The organism is Bartonella propinqua, assembly GCF_047263965.1.
GTDB lineage: Bacteria > Pseudomonadota > Alphaproteobacteria > Rhizobiales > Rhizobiaceae > Bartonella.
Map to the genome: position 1 here is coordinate 56512 of NZ_JBLEBK010000004.1, position 23198 is coordinate 79709.

General features: G+C 35.9%; 16 protein-coding genes and 1 tRNA gene. 7 read left to right on the forward strand and 10 right to left on the reverse strand.

What is annotated here, in order from left to right; genetic code table 11:
* Nucleotides 1-518: 518 nt before the first annotated feature.
* The 5 genes from carA to ACMFKV_RS04245 all read right to left on the reverse strand — a co-directional run bounded on the left by carA (nucleotide 519) and on the right by ACMFKV_RS04245 (nucleotide 7704).
* Complete coding sequence (carA, locus tag ACMFKV_RS04225; RefSeq protein ID WP_336288224.1) at nucleotides 519-1715, reverse strand: glutamine-hydrolyzing carbamoyl-phosphate synthase small subunit; 1197 nt, start codon at nucleotides 1713-1715, stop codon at nucleotides 519-521.
* Nucleotides 1716-2630: 915 nt separating this feature from the next.
* Nucleotides 2631-3149, reverse strand: a complete 519-nt coding sequence (gene ubiC / locus ACMFKV_RS04230) for a chorismate lyase (RefSeq protein ID WP_413154582.1) — start codon at nucleotides 3147-3149, stop codon at nucleotides 2631-2633.
* A 692-nt stretch (nucleotides 3150-3841) separates the two neighbouring features.
* A complete protein-coding gene (locus ACMFKV_RS04235) occupies nucleotides 3842-4093 on the reverse strand; it encodes a GlsB/YeaQ/YmgE family stress response membrane protein (RefSeq protein ID WP_336288227.1) in 252 nt (83 codons plus the stop codon).
* Between the two features lie 636 nt (nucleotides 4094-4729).
* Nucleotides 4730-6421 carry a Na/Pi cotransporter family protein gene (locus ACMFKV_RS04240; protein ID WP_336288228.1) on the reverse strand — a complete coding sequence of 564 codons (1692 nt, stop codon included), beginning with the start codon at nucleotides 6419-6421 and terminating at the stop codon, nucleotides 4730-4732.
* Between the two features lie 71 nt (nucleotides 6422-6492).
* On the reverse strand, nucleotides 6493-7704 hold the full coding sequence (locus ACMFKV_RS04245) for a mechanosensitive ion channel family protein (protein ID WP_336288229.1): 1212 nt from the start codon (nucleotides 7702-7704) through the stop codon (nucleotides 6493-6495).
* Between the two features lie 138 nt (nucleotides 7705-7842).
* Here ACMFKV_RS04245 and dnaG point away from each other — a divergent pair, with 138 nt between their 5' ends.
* The 3 genes from dnaG (at nucleotide 7843) to ACMFKV_RS04260 (ending at nucleotide 13312) form a co-directional block, all read left to right on the forward strand.
* A complete protein-coding gene (dnaG, locus tag ACMFKV_RS04250; RefSeq protein ID WP_413154583.1) occupies nucleotides 7843-9735 on the forward strand; it encodes a DNA primase in 1893 nt (630 codons plus the stop codon).
* Nucleotides 9736-10133: 398 nt separating this feature from the next.
* Complete coding sequence (gene rpoD / locus ACMFKV_RS04255; RefSeq protein ID WP_336288231.1) at nucleotides 10134-12143, forward strand: RNA polymerase sigma factor RpoD; 2010 nt, start codon at nucleotides 10134-10136, stop codon at nucleotides 12141-12143.
* 707 nt (nucleotides 12144-12850) lie between these two features.
* Nucleotides 12851-13312, forward strand: a complete 462-nt coding sequence (locus tag ACMFKV_RS04260; RefSeq protein ID WP_413154584.1) for a YcgN family cysteine cluster protein — start codon at nucleotides 12851-12853, stop codon at nucleotides 13310-13312.
* Nucleotides 13313-13360: 48 nt separating this feature from the next.
* Here ACMFKV_RS04260 and ACMFKV_RS04265 read toward each other — a convergent pair whose 3' ends face one another.
* Complete coding sequence (locus ACMFKV_RS04265) at nucleotides 13361-14098, reverse strand: SIMPL domain-containing protein (protein ID WP_336288233.1); 738 nt, start codon at nucleotides 14096-14098, stop codon at nucleotides 13361-13363.
* Between the two features lie 169 nt (nucleotides 14099-14267).
* On the opposite strand from ACMFKV_RS04265, the gene ACMFKV_RS04270 reads away from it, so the two are divergent.
* Nucleotides 14268-14341 (forward strand) — tRNA-Ile (locus ACMFKV_RS04270).
* A gap of 796 nt (nucleotides 14342-15137) precedes the next feature.
* Here the strand turns inward: ACMFKV_RS04270 and ACMFKV_RS04275 are convergent.
* Together ACMFKV_RS04275 and ACMFKV_RS04280 are read right to left on the reverse strand one after the other, a co-directional pair.
* Nucleotides 15138-15317: a YegP family protein gene (locus tag ACMFKV_RS04275; RefSeq protein WP_332060491.1), complete on the reverse strand. Its 180-nt coding sequence runs from the start codon at nucleotides 15315-15317 to the stop codon at nucleotides 15138-15140.
* A gap of 392 nt (nucleotides 15318-15709) precedes the next feature.
* The gene (locus ACMFKV_RS04280) at nucleotides 15710-16249 is read right to left on the reverse strand and encodes a helix-turn-helix domain-containing protein (RefSeq protein WP_336288234.1); all 540 of its coding nucleotides are present in this window, start codon (nucleotides 16247-16249) and stop codon (nucleotides 15710-15712) included.
* Between the two features lie 364 nt (nucleotides 16250-16613).
* Here ACMFKV_RS04280 and ACMFKV_RS04285 point away from each other — a divergent pair, with 364 nt between their 5' ends.
* A complete protein-coding gene (locus tag ACMFKV_RS04285) occupies nucleotides 16614-17666 on the forward strand; it encodes a DUF475 domain-containing protein (protein WP_413154585.1) in 1053 nt (350 codons plus the stop codon).
* Nucleotides 17667-17714: 48 nt separating this feature from the next.
* On the opposite strand, the gene pncA is transcribed toward ACMFKV_RS04285, so the two are convergent.
* Entirely contained in the window at nucleotides 17715-18323 is a 609-nt protein-coding gene (gene pncA, locus ACMFKV_RS04290) for a bifunctional nicotinamidase/pyrazinamidase (RefSeq protein WP_336288236.1), read from the reverse strand.
* A gap of 59 nt (nucleotides 18324-18382) precedes the next feature.
* Nucleotides 18383-18907, reverse strand: coding sequence for a hypothetical protein (locus tag ACMFKV_RS04295; RefSeq protein WP_336288237.1), 525 nt, complete (start codon nucleotides 18905-18907; stop codon nucleotides 18383-18385).
* 199 nt (nucleotides 18908-19106) lie between these two features.
* Between ACMFKV_RS04295 and ettA the strand changes: the two genes are divergently transcribed.
* Together ettA and ACMFKV_RS04305 are read left to right on the forward strand one after the other, a co-directional pair.
* Nucleotides 19107-20753: an energy-dependent translational throttle protein EttA gene (ettA, locus tag ACMFKV_RS04300; RefSeq protein ID WP_413154586.1), complete on the forward strand. Its 1647-nt coding sequence runs from the start codon at nucleotides 19107-19109 to the stop codon at nucleotides 20751-20753.
* 694 nt (nucleotides 20754-21447) lie between these two features.
* Nucleotides 21448-22386 carry an ArsR/SmtB family transcription factor gene (locus tag ACMFKV_RS04305; protein ID WP_336288239.1) on the forward strand — a complete coding sequence of 313 codons (939 nt, stop codon included), beginning with the start codon at nucleotides 21448-21450 and terminating at the stop codon, nucleotides 22384-22386.
* Nucleotides 22387-23198: the final 812 nt, after the last annotated feature.

A 23198-nucleotide genomic window follows, 5' to 3' on the forward strand; every position in this document is an offset into this window, starting at 1 on the left:
GACACATCCTTTGATTATAAAGTGTGCTCGTATATTGGAAGGAGGGAAGTTTCTTTAAAACTCTATAATTTATATTTTCTGATATTGTGCATTATATTTGAAATTTGGCTAAGTTTTTTGAAAATGCTGACATTGTAAGAAGGGTTGAGTATAGTCAACAAAATTGGTCGTGATATTTTATAATAATGCACGCAAGTGTATATACTTTTTGAAATACTGTTCATGATTTATCTTAGCAATAAATTAAGTAAACTACCATTTTGAAATTTGTATCAGATATCTTTTGTACTAATTGTGGGAGTTTATTATTTCGGACATTGATATGGAGCATTGAGAGTTGTCTTATGGGCTTGTTAGCTTCTTAATGTTTCAAGTGGTGAAAACATTTTCTCAAATAATTCAAAAAACAAATAAAGCTTATAATTTTATAAAAAGAATGAGCGACTCTGTTACAAAATAATATGTTTGTGCACAAAAAGCGATTTTTTGAGAAAAATTCAAAAGATAAAATTATTCAACTAAGCTATTTTTTTATAATCCATAATGAGATTGCAAAAACGTTGAAATAAATAGTGACTGTCTTGTGGTCCAGGGGAAGCTTCAGGATGGTATTGAACAGAAAAAACTGGTTTTTCAATAATTCGTATACCGCAATTTGAGTTATCAAAGAGGGAAATATGTGTTTCTTCAACATATTGCGGCAAAGATGCTGTTTCTACAGTAAAACCGTGATTCATTGATACAATTTCAACCTTTCCAGTGGTAATATCTTTAACAGGATGGTTGGCACCATGATGTCCTTGATGCATTTTTATGGTTTTGGCTCCTACAGCAAGAGCTAGAAGCTGGTGTCCGAGACATATGCCAAAAATCGGTATATTACTTTCAATGAGCGCTTTAATAGTTGGAACAGCATAATTAGCTGTTGCGGCTGGGTCTCCTGGTCCATTGGAAAGAAAAATACCATCAGGATTTTTTGCCAGAATTTCTTCTGCAGTTGCATCTGCTGGCATGATGGTTATACGCGCACCGTGTGCGGCGATAAGACGGAGAATATTGCGCTTAATACCATAGTTAATTACGACAATGTGAAAATTATGTACATCATTCGCACTATAACCTTCATTCCATATCCACGGTTTCTCATTCCATTTCATCAATTGTTTCGATGTCACTTCTTTTGCAAGATCAAGATTGAGGAGACCTGTCCATTTTTGTGCGCGTTCTTTTAGAGCTTTGATGTCAAAGTTTCCATTGGGATCATGAGCGATGACACCATTTTGCGCACCTTTTTCACGAATAAGAACAGTTAGTGCTCGTGTATCAATACCACAAAGTGCAATGATATTACGCGCTTTAAGCCATTGATTAAGATTTTCATTCGCGCGATAATTGGAGGGATGCGTAATATCTGCTTTAAAAATAGCACCAACTGCCCCGTGGCAGTTAAGGGGTGTGAGATCTTCAATATCTTCGTTATTTGCTCCTACATTGCCGATGTGGGGAAAAGTAAAATTAACAATTTGTTTTTTATAGGATGGATCCGTTAAGATTTCTTGATAGCCTGTGATGGCAGTATTGAAACATACCTCAGCTTCAGTAATACCCGTAGCACCTGCTCCTTTACCCTGAATAACTGTGCCGTCAGCCAGCACTAAGAGAGCTGTAGGTTTATTTACATTCCAAGGATTGGGAGATGAGATAGTTTGTGTCATAGTGTGTGCTCACAACTTGTGATCTTAAAGATATAATGGTCAACGTTACGCAAAAAGCACAACTATAACGGATGTTGTGTATATTGTTATTGCAATGTTTCGCTTAAGATTGAGAGTATAGGGATATTCCATGAAGAGGTAAAGTTTTGTTTTTAAATTTTCCAAGCTTTAGAGGCTAATTATTTTTTCATACATTGCAAGATGTATAAGAGATAGTTAAACATTGCTTTTTACTCGAAAAAAATTGGATAAATTTATGCTGCAGGATAAAATTGATGTGGTATGCAAAATTGTTTTAAAAGTGCACGATAGGATGATTTTTCTATGTTTCGTTTAATTGATGTTGTGGGGGAGGGATGATTATTAGATACACTTTCATTTTAGCTCAAAGTGATTGAATGGTGTGGAAAATTGGTGCGTATTTATTCTGCATAAAGAATCGGGGTGTTTAGAATTGGCAGAGAACGGATAAGGAAAAATGGTAGTTATTTGTGATTTTTTTCTTCAACTTGATGAAGTGGAAGTTGAGAAAGCTTTTTGTGAGGTTTTGGCGTAAACAAAAGTTGAGGGATTCTCCAGTATATAGAGAGGTAAGGTTGGCTAAAGAAACGCTATGCAGGGCAAAAGAATTTTTCTAAAGTTGGTAATACTTCGTAAAAAGCTACAATAAATTACTATATTTTAATATAGAGGGTATCTAGAAGTGTTTTTATTATCATCGTTCGCCTGTCAAGTTATAACAAGTGTGTAAAGAGCATAGGAAAATATCAGTAGCTGACATTATACAATAAAGGTTTATCGCAAAGGAATTCTTTAAAGAAAGCAAGTTAGTAGATTCTTTTTGCTGATAGGGAAACAAAATATCTGCTTCTTCTTTATTACTGTCTTTTCTTTAGGATATTTACATCTTCCCATTTATGCGGGATTTGTTGTGTACAGCGGTGAAGCTGATAAAAATAGCTCAGTTAGTAATAATGGTTTGTCTGCTAATCGCAAACGGGAGCGACGTGCCCACAGTGCATTTTGTCGACCGATGTGAATGTAATCACGGGTTAGTTGACCACTGCTAAATAAATAACGTCCTAGTGGTACACTCCCTAAGTTCATCAATGCTTGATTGTCTTCGAGTAAGGTTTCTTGTGGGATCACAGTGCGCCCAAGGAGCCAAGGTTGATTGTCTCCCATTAATATGACCTCACGTAGCCAATAACGTGCACTATTGGGCAGGTGTTCAGCTTCTTCCTCCAGTTTATCACGCGTAATGAAACATTCACGTTGCGGTTCGACATGTACGCGAGTGCAGTAATTTTCTAGTCGACGTGTCATAGATCCCGTTTCCATGAGCCAATCATTGACGTCAGCTGGTACTGGAGGATCTTGATCGGATAGCCATTTCAGAGGCGGCAAGATAGAATCTTTAAGGTCAGATATCATTTCGCTCTACACCTAAATCCGTATTCCATATGCGTTATGCTGGATCATACAAATAGACGGTTTTATTGTAATGCAGAAATGCAAAGGCAGCAAGATTCTAAATGGGAAAGATGTAAAAAGGAGGGTGATGTATTCTTTTTAGTATTTTTACTTTTTGCTAATACGAAAACGACTCTGCTTTCATTAACGGATTCAAAGCGGGCGTTGAGTTTTCTAGTAAAGCGTTAATTATTAGTGAAAGATGTGTTGGTTAAGTACTGGGTGATGAAAATTTTTATAATTTGGTTTAAATTTTTGTAATAATTCATTGATTACGTTGAGATAATAGTTCAATTAACAAGTTTTGATTATCACTATGATGTTTGTAAGCAATTCTGTGTTGAAAACAATGATATTTGTGCGTGAATTATAAAAAAGATGACTCACTGCGTATAACAAATACAGCAAAAATTGGCTTAATGCAAACGCCTTCCTTTTTCATATGAAGGCACAATAAGTGAGAGATAGAGGCAACGCGTTAAAGTTCCTCGTTATTACTTAACGATATGATGATGGCTCAAAAAGGCTGGAAATTGAGCAATTAATCACTTTCCCTCCAAAGCCAACACCCCGCACCTCCAATGCCATAACGAAAATATTTAGCGGGTCTTAAGAAGCACCAAAAGGTGCCTCTAAAAAACACATAAAACACTCTATAGTCGAATTTTTCGTCCTGCAAATATAAGAATGCAAGCTCCAATAAAACCTGAAATAAGATAGCCAATCCAGCCAACAAAATTAACGCCTAAAAGACCAAAAAGAAAGCTGGCTAATGCTGCTCCGATAATTCCCAACACAATGTTTAGAAATATTCCTGTTTGGCTTTTCATAAGATATTGTGCAGCACAGCCCGCGAGGCCACCGATAATAATAGCTGCAATCCAGCCAATATTTGCATCTTCCATTATATTCTCCCTTCCATTATATTTTTCTTTGCACGAACTTAGACTGTTAATTGTAACTAGGGTGAGCTTGGTAAAGATCAAGGTTTATCTCTTTTTTGTCTGAGGGGATGTTATAAGTAGGAATTTTGTTACAGTTTTCACTTTTCTGTTTTTTCAATTCATGTGAATATGTTATGCGTTTAACATTATATCCACGAAATCACAAAGACACACAGCTTTGCTCATGGTTTCCAAAAATGCTAAGAAATTAAAAACAGTTTTATGTAAAAAGAAAGAATGTCTGCAAAAGAGTTCTTTGTGCGTGCCAAAGAGCATTTATAGATAGATGGATTTTTTTGTTGGCTTATATAACTTAAGTTTCAAAAAATCTGAAATGGCATGATGAAAGCAACTTAGCAAAATTAACGATCAAAAAGTTGGGAAGGAAGCATTTGCGATATCAATAATACTTGGAATGATGTTAAAAATATTTCTGCTTAATTTTTTACAAAAAGTTGTGCAGGTCGAACTGAAAAAATATTGATATAACAGTTCCAACCTAGCCAATGTACAATCTCACTAATGTTTGTATCTTTCACGATATATCTTTTACTCTGAATGAAAATCATTAATTTTCTTGTTAAAAGAACCTCAAAGTTACAGTTTTGCTATTTGTTGTTTAGGGGGAGGACGCAGGCGAGAACTTTGAAGTAGTCCCTGAGCCTCTAAAATTGGGTAGATCATTGAGGTTAGAAGAGAGTTGATTTGTTTCAGATCGCGGACAGTGTCTAGATGAAGACTAGATGATTCTACATTTTTGAAATCACCCTCACGCAGGCGTTTAAAATGCTTTAGGCTCATCTCTTTTTCTAAATTACGGAGTTGATCTTTTTTTTGCACCAATAAATGCGCAGTATGTGCATCATGTGAAACAAGAACATTAAATGCAATATGCGCATTCGCTAGAACAATGGCATGGAAACGCAGCAGGTCATTCCATTCGTCATTGCTAAATTGTAAACCCTTTTGTTGTTTCTTTTTTACTAGCATCAGCATATTATGAATAATAATGTCTCCTGCTTGATCCAACTTGATACAAGCGCCTAAAAGCTCTTGTGTTTGAAGGGCTTCTTCATCAGATAATTTTTGTCCAGCCAATCGTGCAAGGTAAAGTTTGATTGCAATATGCTTTTTGTCCAGTAAAGTGTTAAGCTGGTTAAGTTCACGTGTGATGGTGGGATTAGGCTTTTCATAAAGTTCTATAACTTTTTCCAGCATGATATCCACAAGATCACAAATATGAATGACTTCACGCATGACATTAGAAAGTGCCAAAGTTGGACGCTCAATAACGCTATCATCGAGAGCTGTTTGATCAGATAAATTAAGAATTTTATCAGGTTGCGTTTTTTTTGTACTTATATGAACAATTTTAGTGGTCAGTTTTAAAACCCATTTTGATAGTGGTATTCCAGCAAAAAGGATGAAAGCATTAAAAATGATATGGGCATTAATAGTTTGAGTAGACGCATTATTGCCAAGCCATGTGATTGGTGGTTGAAAAGAGAGAAATAAGATAAAAATAAGAATGGAACCAGCTCCACGCATGAGTAAATTTCCTAAGGGAACAAGGCGAGCGTTAGGGGGAGCATTGCGTGTTAAAAGTGGTGCTATGAGAGAAGAGCCAAAATTAACGCCAAGAACCATGATAATACATAATTGGGCTTGGATAAGGTCATAGTTAGCGAAATTGACCAATAAAATTATTCCAGCAATGGACGAATGCAACAGGTAGGTCAATGCTGCTGCCAACAGAAAAGCGGAAACAGGATCAGTTGAAAGATAGCCCATGATACTGGGTAAAATTGCACTATCACGGAAAGGTTTTGTGGCTGCGCTCGTCATTTGTAAAGATAAAAGCAAAAGACCAATGCCGATGACAATGCGTCCTATTTGACGCCAATCACGTTTTTCAGTTGTCATGAAAATACAAGTGCCGATGAAAAGACAAAGCGGTACAGCGATATTAAGGTCATAGGCAAGAATTTTGACAACGAGTGCTGATCCTAATTCTCCTCCACGCACAGCCATAAGTCCCATTAAACTAGAGACAAAGCCAGAGTTAACAAAAGATCCAACAAGGAGTGTTACCGCTGTAGAGCTTTGTAAAATGACTGCTGTGAAAAGTCCAAAACCTACAGCAAAAAATGGATTGGACATGACGTGACGCATTTTTAATTTAAGTTTATCACCATAGGCGCGCTCAACGCCTGTACGCACCATGCGTGTCGCCCAAAGAAGTAAGGAAATAGCGCCTGCAAGACGAAGGAGTATCAATGAACCATCCATGATACTTTCTCTTTCTCTGTTGTTATGAATATGGGGCAACTTCAAAATTTATAAAATTGAGGTTTACCATTTCATTTTTTTTCTAAGGCATGCATAAAATCATAGCCACTTGGATTTTGAAAAACTTTAAGACCAAAACTGGGAAGAATGGAATAAAGGTGGTCAAAAATATCAGATTGAATTTTTTCATAATCCGACCAAACGGTTGTATTCGTGAAGCAATATATTTCTAAAGGTAGACCGTTGGGTGTAGGAAATAATTGTCGCACTATTATGGTTTCATTTTGTTTAATGTCTAGATGCTTTTTTAGATAAGCTAAAACGTAAGCACGGAAAGTGCCAATATTGGTTAAACGGCGGGTGTTGGCTAATACATTGGGGTTTTTATCTAATCGGGCGTTCCATTCATTGATCTGTGGTATTTTTTGCGCAAAATAACTTTCTAACAAGTTCAATTGTAAAAGGTATTTTTGTTCTTCTTCTGTGTGAAAACGGATACTCAACTGGTCAATAAATAAAGATCGTTTGATGCGTCTTCCACCAGATTCTGTCATTCCACGCCAATTCTTAAAAGAATTAGTTACAAGCTTACGAATAGGGACAGTGGTGATGGTTTTATCAAAATTTTGAACTTTGACGGTATGAAGTGCAATTTCAGTGACATCACCATCTGCACCCAGATCGGGGATTTCAATCCAATCGCCAACACGCACCATATCAGTAGATGAAATTTGGATGCCTGCAACAAGGGAAAGGAGTGTGTCTTGAAAAATCAACATCAAAACAGCTGCCATGGCACCAAGACCAGAAAAGAGAATAAGAGGCGAGCGGTCAAGCAATGTGGCAACCATTAAAATTGCAGTAACAACAAAAAGTGTAACTTTGGCAATTTGAATATAACCTTTTATCGGCTTTAACCGTGATGTTGGTCGTTGTTCGTAAATGGTATTAATGACACTGAGAAGAGCAGAAATGATGAGAGTAACGACAAAAATAATAAAGGCATTAGAGACATTGCGGATAATTGTGCTGAATGTTTTGGGTAGTGTGGGGATAAAATTAATCCCGATTGAGAGTATAAAAGCTGCAGCAATATTAGCCATATATTGAATGGCACGCTCAATATCAGCGGTTGTATTTTGAGGAAGAAAGGAAGAAAGTCGTTTTGCTCCATGAATAAGCAGGTTTCGTGCTAAAAAATTAATTAAAAGCGCAATGAGAATGAGAGCAATGAGCCAAATAATAGTTTCTAACAACGGATACTGAACAAAGAAGTTGATCACTTTTTCTATCTCCATTTCTAAATGATATGCTGCCGAGCTTTTAAAATTTTTCAACCGCTTAATTAATATGAAGTATTGGAATTATGCTCCAAAGTCGTTAAACATGCAAAAAAGAATTTTTAAATTCTGTGAGAGATAATGCGTTTTCCTCCTGATTTCCTTGATGAGATTCGTGCTAGGTTACCAATTTCAACAGTTATTGGCAAAAGGGTGATGTTTGATCCCAAAAAAAGCAAGCCTTCGCGAGGAGATTTTTGGTGTTGCTGCCCATTCCATGGTGAAAAAACGCCTAGTTTTCATTGTGATGACCGCAAAGGCCGTTATTACTGTTTTGGTTGTGGTGTGAGTGGTGATATTTTTACCTTTCTTTGTGAGCTTGATGGATTACGCTTTTCGGAAAGTGTAGAGCGTTTAGCTGATTTTGCGGGGATAACGTTACCTGTCTTTGATCCACAAAGCCATAAGCGTCAAGTAGAAAAAGCTGATCTTTATGATGTTATGAGAATAGCTACAGATTTTTTTCAATATAATTTACACGATAAAGGGGGAGAACAGGCACGAAATTATCTTGATGCGCGTGGTGTGACACCAAAACTTGCAGAGCGTTTTCGGATTGGTTTTGCTCCAATGGGGCGCACAGCTTTGAAAGAAGCTTTGAGTGCACGTGGGGTTTCAATAAAACAAATGGAAAATTGTGGACTTCTTCAATTGAGTGACGATAGTACGGTTTCTTATGACCGATTTAGAAATCGTATTATGTTTCCTATTGAAGATTTGCGTGGACGTGTAGTCGCTTTTGGAGGTCGTGCATTAAATAAAAATACACGGGCAAAATATCTTAATAGTCCTGAAACAGTACTGTTTCATAAAGGTAATATGCTTTATAATGCAGCAGCAGCTCGCAAAAATAGCCGCTCTGTTGGGGGTGCAAAAGCTTGCTCTGTCCTTGTTGTTGAAGGTTATATGGATGTCATCGCATTAACTAAAGCTGGTTTTGAGGGAGTAGTAGCCCCTTTAGGGACAGCGTTAACGGAAGCACAAATTGGGCTTTTATGGCAGATGGATCCTGATCCAATTTTATGTTTTGATGGAGATGATGCTGGTTTAAACGCTGCTTTTCGTGTTGCTGATCATGTACTGCCTCTTTTAAAGGCAGGGATGTCAGTACGCTTTATTTTATTGCCACAAGGCAAAGATCCAGATGAAATTATTTGCGCAGGTGGTGCACAACTTTTTTCTTCTTTATTGCAAAAGTCAATCCCGTTGATTGAGCTTTTATGGAGACGCGCAATATATGGAAAGCATTTTGAAACTCCAGATGCACGAGCAGCGTTGGAGAAACAATTGAAGCAGCAAGTTTTTACGATTAAGGATGAGGATGTTCGCCGCTATTATTTTCAAGATATAAAGAAGCGACTCTTTAATTTTTTTCGTCCATCTTTTTCGAAAAAAAGAGGCGCAGAGCAATATAATCCTCATTTCTCAAATAAAATATTAAAAGGTCAGTCTTTTTCTTCATTGGAAAATTCTAACATAGTGCGGAATTCATCGCATTTTGTTCCTATCCGTGAGGCAGTTATTTTACTGATCTTAGCTTACTATCCTGAATTATGGCATGAAAATTTTGAATTTCTTGCTAAGTTGGAGTTGCAAAGTGCTCAATTGGTAAATTTTCATCAAACTATGTTGGAAATTCTTGGGGCTCAACAGTCTTATGATCGAGAGGCAATGGTTGCGCTTTTAGAAAAAAGAGGACAAAAAGCTCTTTTAGAACGTATGGTAAATCTTGCGCAAAGCATTGGTATACGTACGGTCTTTTCTGGAAATTTTATAGAAGATGCTCGTACTACATTAAAACAAGCTATCTACTTGCATCTTCAAGAACACCACCTACATAAGAGATTACAAGATATTGAAGAGCAACTCATGAAAAATCCTGATAATGAAGCTTTTAGTCTGTTTCATGAAATACAAGTTGAGCTGAAGCAGGTGCAAGCAATAGAAGCTTTAATTGAGAAACTTGGACGCTAATTTGATGAAAAAATAGACGGGAATAGGTAAGATAAGATAAAATGATTCGCTTTTTTTGAACGAATCAGTCACCTAAAGCTTTTAGTATGAGGAAGTTTATGTAGCTGTGGCATTTTTATAAAAATGGCGACTAAGTTTTGGGAAAAGCGGGAAATTGGTTCTTAATTGTATGGTGCAGAGATTGTCTCAGAAAAACTGAGAGGTATCGGGGAAGCTTCTGTGGTTTTCCCGTGTTTTTGTGTGAGTGAAAAGTTTATACAAAATGTATTCTTTTCAATAAAAGCCCTCCTCTAAGAGGAGGGAAGCATATAAAAATTGTTGGTACGCTAAATACGCTAAATAAGGACGTAAAGATTGGTCACATAAAAGCTGTGTAGTGGTCAAGTGGAGTTAACGGTATGGCAACAAAGGTTAAACAGAAAGATAATACGGAAGTAAAGGGCCAAGCGAGTTTGGATAGTCCTCTTCTTGATTTTTCTGATGATGCCATCAAAAAAATGATTAAACTCGCCAAAAAAAATGGTTACGTGACAATGGATGAACTGAATGCGGTTCTTCCTCCTGATGAAGTGACGTCTGAACAAATTGAAGATACCTTGGCGATGTTCTCTGAGATGGGCATTAATGTTGTGGATGATGAAGATGAGGCTAAGTCCGAGCATTATGATGAAGAATCTGCTATGGAGGGTGGTGATTTAGTAGAAGCCACTAGCCGCGCAGTTGCAACAACAACTAAGCGTGAGGGAACAGATAGTACGGATGATCCAGTGCGCATGTATTTGCGTGAGATGGGGGCGGTTGAGCTGCTTTCGCGGGAAGGTGAAATTGCTATTGCCAAGCGTATTGAGGCAGGGCGTGAGACAATGATCGCGGGACTTTGTGAGAGTCCCTTGACTTTTCAAGCTCTCATTATTTGGCGTGAAGAATTAAAAGAGCAGCGCATTCTTCTTCGTGAGATTATCGATCTTGAAATGACTTATGCTGGTCCAGAGGCTAAACAGGCTCCACTTATTGAGCGAAGTGAAGTTGAAAAAATAAAAGAGGAACGGTCATCTCATAATGCACGTGATATGGAGGGGATCACGAGAAATATAGACATTGAGGATGATGAAGAAGATGATGATGAAGTGAATCTATCGCTTACTGCAATGGAAAATGAACTTTGCCCTCAGGTTATGGCAACATTGGACTTTATTGCCGAAACTTATATAAAGTTGCGAAAATTACAAGATCAGCATGTTGAAAGCAGCTTGGCAGAACGTAAAGAAGGAGCTCTTTCATCTTCTCAGAAAAAAACATATACCCAGTTGAAGAATAAACTGGTTCAAGCAGTAAAATCCCTTTCTTTGAATCAGAATCGCATTGAAGCTTTGGTTGAGCAGCTTTACGACATTAATAAGAGATTGATTCATAATGAGGGTAAGCTGAAGCGGATTGCCAATAATTATGGTATTGGTCATGAAGATTTTTTAAAAGAATATCAAGGTCGTGAATTGGATGCAAATTGGCTTGACTATGTTGCATCGCTGTCAGGGCGTGGTTGGAAAGAATTTTCAACGCGTGAAGCTAAAAAAATCCAAAGTTTGCGTAGTGAGATACAAAATCTTGCACAAGAAACTGCCATTTCGATTGGTGAGTTTCGTCGAATTGTTATGCAAGTGCAAAAAGGTGAGCGCGAATCAACAATTGCCAAAAAAGAAATGGTGGAGGCTAATTTGCGTCTCGTCATTTCAATTGCAAAAAAATATACTAACCGTGGTTTGCAGTTTCTTGATCTTATCCAAGAAGGCAATATCGGTTTGATGAAGGCTGTGGATAAGTTTGAATATCGGCGTGGGTACAAGTTTTCAACTTATGCAACATGGTGGATTCGTCAAGCGATTACACGCTCAATTGCTGACCAAGCACGCACCATTCGTATTCCTGTTCACATGATTGAAACAATTAACAAAATTGTTCGCACATCGCGCCAGATTCTCCATGAAGTTGGAAGAGAACCTACACCAGAAGAATTATCTAGTAAACTTTCTATGCCGTTGGAAAAAGTACGGAAAGTACTTAAAATTGCAAAAGAGCCAATTTCACTTGAAACACCTGTTGGTGATGAGGATGATTCTCATTTAGGTGACTTTATTGAAGATAGGAATGCATTATTACCGATTGATGCAGCTATTCAAGCAAATTTGCGTGATACAACGACTCGTGTTCTTGCTTCACTTACACCACGTGAAGAACGTGTTTTACGCATGCGTTTTGGTATAGGGATGAACACTGATCATACGTTGGAAGAAGTTGGTCAACAATTTTCAGTTACACGGGAGCGTATTCGTCAGATTGAAGCAAAGGCGCTTCGTAAATTAAAGCATCCAAGTCGCTCTCGTAAATTGCGTAGTTTTCTTGATTCTTAATGTCTACGGCGCATTTTAAAAAATGCGCCGTTTATTAATAAGTATGAATGAAAGATATATCATTATTGTTCTTGAGATATCTTTTTGAGGAAGGTTACGGGGCAGGTTGAATAATCTTGGTAAAACTTTCTCTTAGCTTTGTTATTACTTATACTGCGGCCCATAAAGCAGTGGATCAAATTGCATAGGGTTTTGTAGTAATTTAAAAAAAGGGATGCGTAAGACTTAACGCATTATTTTGCATGCACGAGTGCGTTTATACATAAATAATGAATGTATGAAGAGTGTTTGATGTCAAAGTGCACTTATCATTTTCAGATGAATGAGGAAACTCTGCTTTATAGGGGCATTATATGAAAGCACTTATGCTTAAATATGTAAGTGTCCGAAAAATTTCATTTAAATTATGCGTTTAAATTATGTGATTGTTTTATGCTGTAAAATATTTACAATCATGCATGATGGTTTGTGTTAATGTTTGTTCATGAAAGATGTTGAGATAGGTTATTGTTTATTTTTCTAAAATGTTTGCTGAAAATGTCTTTCATTTTTATTAAACTGGATTTTGAGAAAATTATTTTGAGGCAGTATATTGAATTAAATAATTTTTAGAGAGACAAAAATATTTGCACAGTTATTGAAATTAAATTTCATTTATTCTGTTTTTTGATCAATTTTTTTATTTTAAAAAGGTACGGTCAATTTTTATGAACAAAGAGATTCCTTTTTGGAAAGTAAAAAAACTGGAAGAAGTTTCTATTGCTGAGTGGGAGAGCCTCTGCGATGGTTGTGGGCGTTGCTGTTTACACAAAGTGGAAGATGATGATACAGGTAAAATCTATACAACCAGTGTTGCTTGTCGTCTCTTAGATGGAGAGACTTGCCAATGTCAAAACTATGCTCACCGTAAAGCAACAGTTCCAGATTGTATATCGCTAGATATTGAAACGATTAAAACGGCACGTTGGCTTCCTGAAAGTTGTGCTTATCGACTGATTTATGAGGGAAAAGATCTTCAGTGGTGGCATCCGTTGGTGTCAGGAAACTCCCAGACGGTACATCAGACACCATTTTCTGCACGTGGACAGATAGAAATTCATGAAGATGAATTATCATCTGAAGAAGATTATCTTCAATATATCACTGGTATTATACATGAAGACCAGTGATAAAATTATTTTATACGATAATTGATTATTCAGTGTTGATTATATGACTTATTCAATAACAAATGTCACAGTAACATTGACGTTATAGTTTAATTCACCACTTGAAAAACTGGTGTCTGCAGAGCTTGTATTTATTGCACTACTCATGAGACGCGGTGTTGGATGATAGCCATCATCGCCTTCATTGATTTTAATGATTTTTCCTAATTTTAAATGAGCTGCTTGTGCAATAGTTTCAGCTTTTTCAATCGCTTCAGCAATAGCTCTTTCCCGCGCCTCTTTATAAAAAGGCTTTGTATTGGTATTGGTAAAGGTAATACCATTAACAGAATTAACACCAAGCGCCATTGCTTGATCAAATATTTTCCCAGCATTAGAAAGATCACGAATACGCACTGTTAAAGATTTTGAAACGTAATAGAGGCTTTCATTGTTTTGTTTTGCGTTATGTGTATCTGGACTTGATTGATAAATGGATAGTCCTGAAGTTTGCAAATCATTTTCTTGAATACCGCTTTTCTTAAGAGCGTTTATAACACTGGTCATAGATTTATTATTAGCTGCTAACGCTTTTTGGGCAGTTTTATTGGAAGTAACAATGGCTAAATTGATAATTGCCATATCTGGTACTGCTTTGCTTTCGCCAGTTGCAGTAACTGTAATAGTTGGATTTTTAATTTTGCTTTCTTCAGAATGTACGGTAAATGAAGTGGCTAGCAATGTGAATGCTATCATGCCTACTCTCATTTGATAACTATTTAGTAGTTGAAAAATTGTTTTTGTCATATCTATTCCTCTATGTTTGTCGATTTATCATTTTCTCATCTTCTGAAGTTCTTGTAAAGAAATTAGGGTTTTGAGAACAAAAACTGATAAAAAAGAGAAAAAGATGGCTTATAATTGAAGCAAGCTCTTGTATCATGAAACATTTTAGTTTAGAGAAAAACAGTCTGTGGGGCCTGTAGCTCAATTGGTTAGAGCCAGCGGCTCATAACCGCTTGGTTGGGGGTTCGAGTCCCTCCGGGCCCACGTTGCCCTTTATTACAATATGAAGAGATTTTGTAATTATTGGTTCTATATAAACTTTTGAAGTTTTTATATCCGGAGCTTTACTTCTTTACACGATTTTTAGCGCGCTTGTGATTCGTGATATTGCCAAATGGAATTATGGTTATATCCTCTAGAGAAGTTGTGAAATATGCTGAACTGTAAAGATTTTTATTAATTAAAATATGTTATGCTGAAGTTAATGTTCACAGCTATCATTGTCTATATATTTTTTCTTTAATTGAGGGGAGGTTGACTAAGCTAAAGATAAGAGACAAATATGTGGTTTTTTGTGCTTAATGGTGAATTTGAGCTCCACAATCATATATAGTATTTTTATAAATATAGGAATTACTTCATTTATTGAGAAAAATTTCAAGTTTTTAATTCATTTTCTAACATTAATTTATTTATTCTTTTAATCCCTGAAATTAAGTTAGTTGTATATTTTCGTATGGGAATTAGGTTGTGCGCTAAAAGAAATAGTATAAAATATTTTGAAATGAAGTAATAATAACGTATTTTTTATGTAGAGTGGAATTACTTTATTCTCTTTTAAAATTCATAACAACTAATACTCTTACTGATTAATGAGTTATTTTGTTATCAGTTAAGAGAAAAGCATTCCGCTCATGAAAAGTTTGTTTAACAAATTGCTTTGCAGCTATATAAAATATCATCTTTTATTATTGAAGAAAAATCCATTACCTTGCTGTTTATCACAAAAATGTGATGAAAAGTAATATACAAAGTAAATCTTATCTTAATCGTAAAAAAGCTAAGATTGTAGCTCTCTAATAAAGGCTTTATGCGTAATTTTTTTGATCTGTTCAATATTCATTAGAATATCTTGCTTTGTTGGATAGCCCCTACTCGAGAAAGCAATTTTTTGTTTGTCTCCTGAGATTAAACGCCAATACCATTGATTATGAACCCCCTGAAACACTTCAAAATACATGCTTCTTACCTCAAAAATAGTCGTCGCCTGATTGGATAAGTATACAATCTATCTGATTTATAAATGTTAGGTATGTCACTGTAATAAGCAGTCAATATACTTCTCTTAATTTTTTTTATTTTACAATAAATTCTATGAAAATTATATCCTGTAATGAAAAAACGTTTACTGTTAATAATCTACAAAAAATACTTTATACGTGAAGCAATTTTACTTTTTTTTATTTAAAATGGAAAGATTTTTTTTTATTTTTAGCAATATATTTAGTTATGCTATTCTAAAAACAGAATTTATGTCCCACCTTGAACTTTACTTGCGTAAAACAATAAGAGTGTTTTTTGTTGTGCAAGTAAAGTTCAAATTTTTTATTATTATTGCATAATATTAAAAGCTTATTGATTAGCTATAATCTCCTTTTGTGATATGCTTCGAATGAGTAAATCAATAAAAAGGCTAAGGGCATAAGAATTAGCCATCTTTGCTTTCATATCAATCAGAGAAGTTGCCGCTTTGGGATTGAGATCATTGGATGAGTTCTGTGGCAACAGATATTGTTGCAATTTTTCATAAGAACTCTCAATTTTTTCTTTGTTTGGTTCTTCGTTACGGCCGCTGTTGGTAAGAATCTCTTCAAGCTTTTCAATTTTTTTAATAAAATAATTCCAGTCAAAGTCACTTTTAGTATACTCAGTGTCAAACATTTTTCCTTGCCCAGTTAGTAGCCAATTAATATTGACCCCATACAATGTGTGATATGTTTGTAAGACACTAAGATTAGGCTCTCTTTCTCCACGCTCATAAAAAGCAATAGAGTTTTTTGTCATGCTAAAACTTTTAGCTAATGCTTCACGTGATGGATCCCCCAAAGCGAGGCGTACATAACGTAAACGTTTTCCAAATATAGTTTTTGCTTCAGTTTCAGGACGTGCCACGAATTATCTCCCTCAGTAAATCATCATGGTGTAAGCTTTGACTAATAAAAGCACACTATGTATTAATAACTTATTATGTAATGTCAATATTTGTAGTCAATATTTATAATTTTTGTTTCTTTATTTTTAAAATTTTAGTAAGTAGGCAATAATTTTAAACTTATCGTATCTTATTTAAGAGTGGTATTCATTTCAAATAAAAAGTGCATTTATCAGTTTTTCTCTTGCTTTTCCTTAGAAAAATTCCATGTAAATTTTCGTATATATTCTATCCTTATATTAAAAAGGATGCACTTTTTTATTAAGAAGGATGCACTTTTTGGAGTTGCGTAATGAGTCACAGAATAAATTTTGAGGAATGATGATGGCTCTGTTTAGCTATTTTCGGGGGGCTTTTTTTTGCACAATTATTGGCATTTTCGCAGGAGGGGGGATTGGTTGGTTTGAAACAGGAAATGCCTCTGGGTTTCTTAAATATTTTTTTGTTTGTTGTGTTTTAGGAATTTTAGAAATTTCTTTGTCTTTTGACAATGCTATTGTCAATGCGCGTATCCTTGAAGGAATGAATCAGATATGGCGCCGTCGCTTTCTAGTATGGGGTATTTTGGTGGCAGTATTTGGGATGCGGATTGTTTTTCCGTTATTGGTGGTTGCTGTTGCTATTGGGATTAATCCAATTGCAGCAGTAAAATTAGCGGTATGGGAACCACATCGGTATGCTGCAATTTTAACGAATGCGCATGTGGGTATTGCCGCTTTTGGAGGAACTTTCCTCATGATGGTTGGTTTGAAATATTTTTTTGATTCTGAAAAAAAAGTGCATTGGCTTACATTTATCGAAAAACCTGCTCAAAAATTAGGGTCGCTTGTCGGGATTGATATTGCCATTATGTTGATGCTGATGTTACTTTTTTTAAGGTGGGTTGCACCAGAAGATAAAGTGACTTTTTTACTTGCTGCGCTTTATGGGCTTTTGACATTTATAGGCGTTGCAATTGTTGGTTCGCTTTTGGATGCTCCAAAAGCCACTTTATCTGCAGTCGCAAAGGGGGGGATGGGTTCATTTTTTTATTTAGAAGTTTTGGATGCAAGTTTTTCTTTTGATGGTGTCATTGGTGCTTTTGCTTTTTCACACAATCTTTTTATTATTGCAATTGGTCTTGGTATAGGTGCATTTTATGTGCGTTCTATGACGATTATATTTGTCGAATTAGAAACATTGTTGCATTATCGCTATTTAGAACATGGTGCTTTTTATGCGATCTTGGTACTTGCAGTGATTATGTATATGCAAACCATCATATCGGTTCCTGAGGTGTTAACAGGATTTGTTGGGGTATGTATTATTGGGATGGCATTTTATTCTTCTATTCGCTTTAAGCGTCATCATCTCAATAAACATGTTGTGTCTGGATAGGTTAAAAGTTTTTATTATCGTTACAACAGCGTAAAAAAAGAGAAAATTTTAAGAAGTCATCAAAAGTTCTACGCCAGCTTCATTCATAGTTTTGAGCATTGTGTTAAGTGATCCGTTTAGATCAATGCCAGCACAGGCGTTTAATGAAACACTGACTTGAAAGTCGCACTTTATAGCATGGAGTGCAGAAAAACCGACACAAAAATCAGTCGCTAAGCCGCACATGATTAACTTTGTAAAACCGTGTTCTTTGAGATAGCTTTGTAAGCCTGTTGGTGTTTTTTGATCATTTTCAAAAAAGGCGGAATAGCTATCAATTTTTTGATTATAACCTTTTCGAAGGATAAGTTGTGCTTTCTCAACTCTGAGAGATGTATGAAAGTCTGCCCCTTGTGTTCCTTGTATACAATGATCAGGCCAAAGTATTTGGGAACCATAGTCAAGATTGACGGTATCGTAGGGCGTTTTTTCAGGATAGAAAGAGGCAAAGCTAGAATGATTTTTAGGATGCCAGTCTTGGGTTAAAATGATATGATCAAAATGATCCATGAGATTATTGATAGGAGATAAAACGGTCTCACTCTGTGGTACTGCAAGTGCTCCACCAGGCAAGAAGTCATTTTGAATGTCAATGACGATTAAGGCTTTTTTTTCCATGAATATGCTCCTGTAGGAGGTTTATTTTTTGTAATAGCCTTTAAAGACTCTATTTTGTCTTAAAGTTTGGAGATAATTTGGCGGATGTTGGTATAATTTTTACAATTATCAAGCCAAAAGAGGGGCGAGGATAAATTTTTACAATTAGTTTTATAATTTTTCACTAATTGCAACCACGTGCCAATGGGGAGTGCGCTATAGTCACTTACAGCTACATGTTGGTGCAAGGCTTTAATGATCATAGGACTTGGTACATCAGATCCCATAAGGCGGCGGTCTTTTTGTAAACACAACTTGATCCACATTAAGGCAAGAGGTGAATACCATTGTTTTCCATGACACAAAAGCGATGAAAAGAGATGGGGATTTTCTACGGTATATTGTAAAGCCCACAAAGCAAAAAAAGAGGGAGCATAGAGAATTGGTTTTCTTTGTGGTGTCGTATCACACTGATAGGTCGGTTTGATACGATAAAAACATAATTTTATATCTGGTATGGAAAAAAGAGATGACGTTTGATAGCATGTTTCAGGTACAGCTAAAAAGATTTGTTTTTTGCTTGTCGAAGGGGTATGTTTTTGCATTCAAAATTATAGTGAGGCTTGTGAGATTAAAAAAATGTATCAATATAAAGCTAACAGCTCTTGATATGAAGTAAGCGTTGTTTATCGCAAGGTTTAAGAAAAGTAAAAGTATTTTTAAAATTCTAACCTTTATTGCCGCATAATTTAATACTGCACAATATAAATAATAATATAATACTACACGATATAAGAGAAATTTATGGCACGTCAATTTATCTATCACATGGCTGGGCTTAGTAAGGCTTACAACAATAAAAAAATTTTGGAAAATATTCATTTGTCTTTTTATCCAGATGCAAAAATCGGTATTTTAGGACCAAATGGTGCAGGAAAATCAACCATTTTACGTATTATGGCTGGATTAGATAAAGAATATACGGGAGAAGCATGGCTTGCTGAGGGGGCACGTTGTGGCTATCTTCCGCAAGAGCCTATTCTGGATACGAACAAAGATGTGCGTGGCAATGTGATGGAAGGTGTTGCGGATAAGCAGGCAATTGTGGAACGTTATAACGAATTGATGATGAATTATAGTGAAGAAACAGCTGATGAAAGTGCGCGACTGCAAGATATCATTGACAGCCAGAATCTTTGGGATTTAGAAAATCAAGTAGAAATGGCTATGGCTGCCCTTGGTTGTCCGCCAGCCAATGAGGAAGTGACAAAACTTTCAGGAGGTGAAAAGCGACGTGTCGCGCTTTGTAAATTACTGTTGTCAAAACCTGATTTATTGCTTTTAGATGAACCAACAAACCATTTGGATGCTGAAACGACAGCTTGGCTTGAAAGGCATTTGCGCGAATATTCTGGTGCGGTACTTTTGGTTACCCATGACCGTTATTTCCTTGATAATGTGACGGGTTGGATATTGGAATTAGATCGCGGCAAAGGTATTCCTTATGAAGGGAATTATTCTGCTTATTTGAAGGCTAAAGCCAAACGTATAGCTCAGGAGGGTCGTGAAGAGGCAGCTCGTCAGCGTGCATTGTCACGTGAGCAAGAATGGATAGCTTCTAGCCCTAAGGGTCGGCAAGCAAAGTCAAAGGCTCGAATTAGGGCTTATGATGAGTTAGTTCAGGCTGCACATGAGCGTCATCCTGAAGAAGCGCAAATCATTATTCCTATTGGTGAAAGGTTGGGGCAGGTTGTTATTGAAGTTGATAATCTTTCTAAAGCATATGGCGAACGTGTGTTGATCGATTCTCTCTCTTTTAAGCTTCCTGCTGGTGGGATTGTAGGAGTTATTGGTGCCAATGGTATGGGAAAATCTACCTTGTTTAAAATGTTAACGGGGCAAGAACAACCAGATTCGGGTCAAATACGCATCGGTGAGACTGCTCAGATGAGTTATGTTGATCAGAGTCGTGATTCATTGGCAGGTGATAAAACCGTTTGGGAGGAAATTTCTGGCGGAAATGACATTGTTAAACTAGGTAAATATGAGATGAATAGTCGCGCTTATTGCGGTGCGTTTAATTTTAAGGGTGCAGATCAACAGCAAAAAGTGGCAAATTTGTCAGGAGGACAACGTAATCGTGTACATTTGGCTAAGCTTTTAAAAGAGGGAGGCAATATTCTTCTTCTTGACGAGCCGACAAATGATCTTGATACTGAAACGTTGGGCGCATTGGAAGATGCATTGGAGAATTTTGCTGGTTGCGCGGTTATTATATCGCATGATCGTATGTTTCTTGATCGGTTAGCAACGCATATTTTGGCTTTTGAAGGGAATGGTCATGTGGAATGGTTTGAAGGTAATTTTGCCGAATATGAGGCTGATAAAATTCGCCGTCTTGGTTCAGATGCTCTCAATAAGCGTGTAAGTTATAAGCCGCTTACACGTTAGCATTTTCTATCTTGCCTTAAGCTTATAAGCTGAATTGAGCAAATGTTGATGATGTCTGTGTTCGCTTTGTTTTGCAAAAGAGAATTATACGTTTTTAAGGTGTTTGTTGATAACACCTAAATCATCAAAATTAATAAAAGTAAATTCATCTGGTACAAATCGTTGCATACGTTACATATTGTGATTTGTTGTGACCTGCATGAAGATCATTAAGTTATAGAGTTTTGAGTCGTTCAATTTCATCAGTTAAAAATTCTATTTTGTGGTACGACTTTGTAGATTTTAGTAGAATAGTTTCTGCATGTTATTATTATAGGCAGGCAGAGATTATTCTATAGCAGATTATAGAGTATCAATGAGCTATAGGGTTATAAAAAAGAGTGCTGAATCTTGAATTATATCCTTCATGCAGTAAATAATTATATTTTATGGCAATGATATGTAAGCCGATTGTTGCTTGTTAAATTGTAATGAGGAATGATAAGTTTCTCATATAAAGTTGGTGTGTTTAAGGTGCGAACATTTTAGCTATTACAGTGAAATGAAAATGCGTGTCGTTAACTCTTTAGCAATTACCTAATTTTTCATGTTATCATCAAAAATCACTCGTAGAATAAATGCAAATATGTGTGCCTTCTGCTTGACTTTTTATTAATAGAAACAAACGTTTATATGAGTGATAGAGGGAGTATTTATGAAAAAAGTGGCAAGTTTGGATGCGATGACTTTGTTGCTGAAAGCGATGGCACAATCAAGTCGTTTGCGTGTTCTTGTGCTTTTGTATCACGAAGATTTAACGGTTTCAGAGCTTACTTTTATACTTGGTAAATCACGGTTTCTTGTATCTTGGCATTTACGTTTGTTGTATAAGGCACGGTTGGTTGAGCGTTATCAAAAGGAGGAGGAAGTTTATTTTAAGCTTTGCCATGGTTGTTGGGATAAAGAGATTGTGATGGCTGCAATTTTATCTTTGCCAGAGAGCGACGTGATGTTAGGGCGCGATTTAGCGCGTTTGGTAGATCTTAAAGAGCAGCATCGAAAAAAGATTGAGGAGTATTTTTTACAAAATGCTGCGCAATGGGATGCGTTACGGCTATCATATGTTGCAGATCACGTTGTAGAAAATGCTTTGCTTGAAATTGTCGGCAATAAACCATTTGAGACGATGTTGGATATTGGTACAGGTACAGGCTCTGTATTAAAATTATTTTCAGGTCTTTATACGTATGCAGTTGAAATCGCTATTGAGAGCGATGCTTTGCATTTATCTGTTGGGAATACAACTTTTGATTTGGTAATTCTTCATTGGGTTTCATATTTTCTTGATAGCCCTCAGAGAGTTTTTAATGAAGTAGCGCGTATTTTGCGCCCTAATGGACGTTTCTTAATTGTAGATTTTTGTTTCCACAAAACTAAATCTTCATATGCTCACCATGCTTATATGCGTTTGGGATTTTCAAATTTACAAATAAAACAATGGCTTAAAAGTGTAGGGCTCATTCTAGAAAAAACGGTTTGTCTTACTCCTATGCAAAATGAAAACAAAAAAGGCTTGATGGTGAAGCTTTGGCTTGCTCGTGATCCGCGTTTACTAATAGATGATATAAAAGATAAACATGTGGAGTTTGCATAAATTATATTTTCTACAGTATCTTATCGATTTTGATTTTTCTTGATTAAAAATGCAAAGAAGGAATTGAGGAAATTATTGAATGTTATCATTCTTGCCATCGTACCTTTATGAAATAGAGTGCAGGTGTTTCAATATGTAAAGACATAAACAAGGTATTTTTACAGAAGCGAAGTTATTTAGCTTACGATGATACAGTGTGTGTTGAACGAGATTATAATACAGCAATTTTAGGTACAGGAATTTGTCATTTTATCATTTTATGAAAATTGTACAGGCAAGAAAGATGGCAAAAAAATGTCCATATTCATCGCTGTTTGCGAGGTAATGCGTTTGGGTTTGTTGATCGTTTAGAAAATAATTTGCAGTTATCTTGGATTATGACGATGGGTAATTCAAAATAAGTATACTGAAAATTTTAGTCTTGTGCGGCAATTAATTTTTTCAAACTTACCATTAATGTCGTTTCTGTATAGGTAACAATTTTTTGATGATGATTCTCAATATCTGTAACGAAAATATGTCAGGTTTAGTATTTTTATTTTGATTATGTTGAAGTTATATTAATTTATTGTTTTAGGCAGATGAGAGCCGTTAATGCCTACGTTAGTGCGTATGTTTTGATTCTTCGATATAGTTTACATAGGTTAAAAGATATTTCCATCTCCGTATTTTTCTTTCAATGATGGCAGTTGTTGAATAAGTGATGACTGTGTTGATATGGTTTTTCCTTTATAGGGGTTCGATTTATAAAAATTACTTGTGTTTTTAAAATTTTTACAGTGATGCATTTTTTAGCAAAAAAAATAGAAATT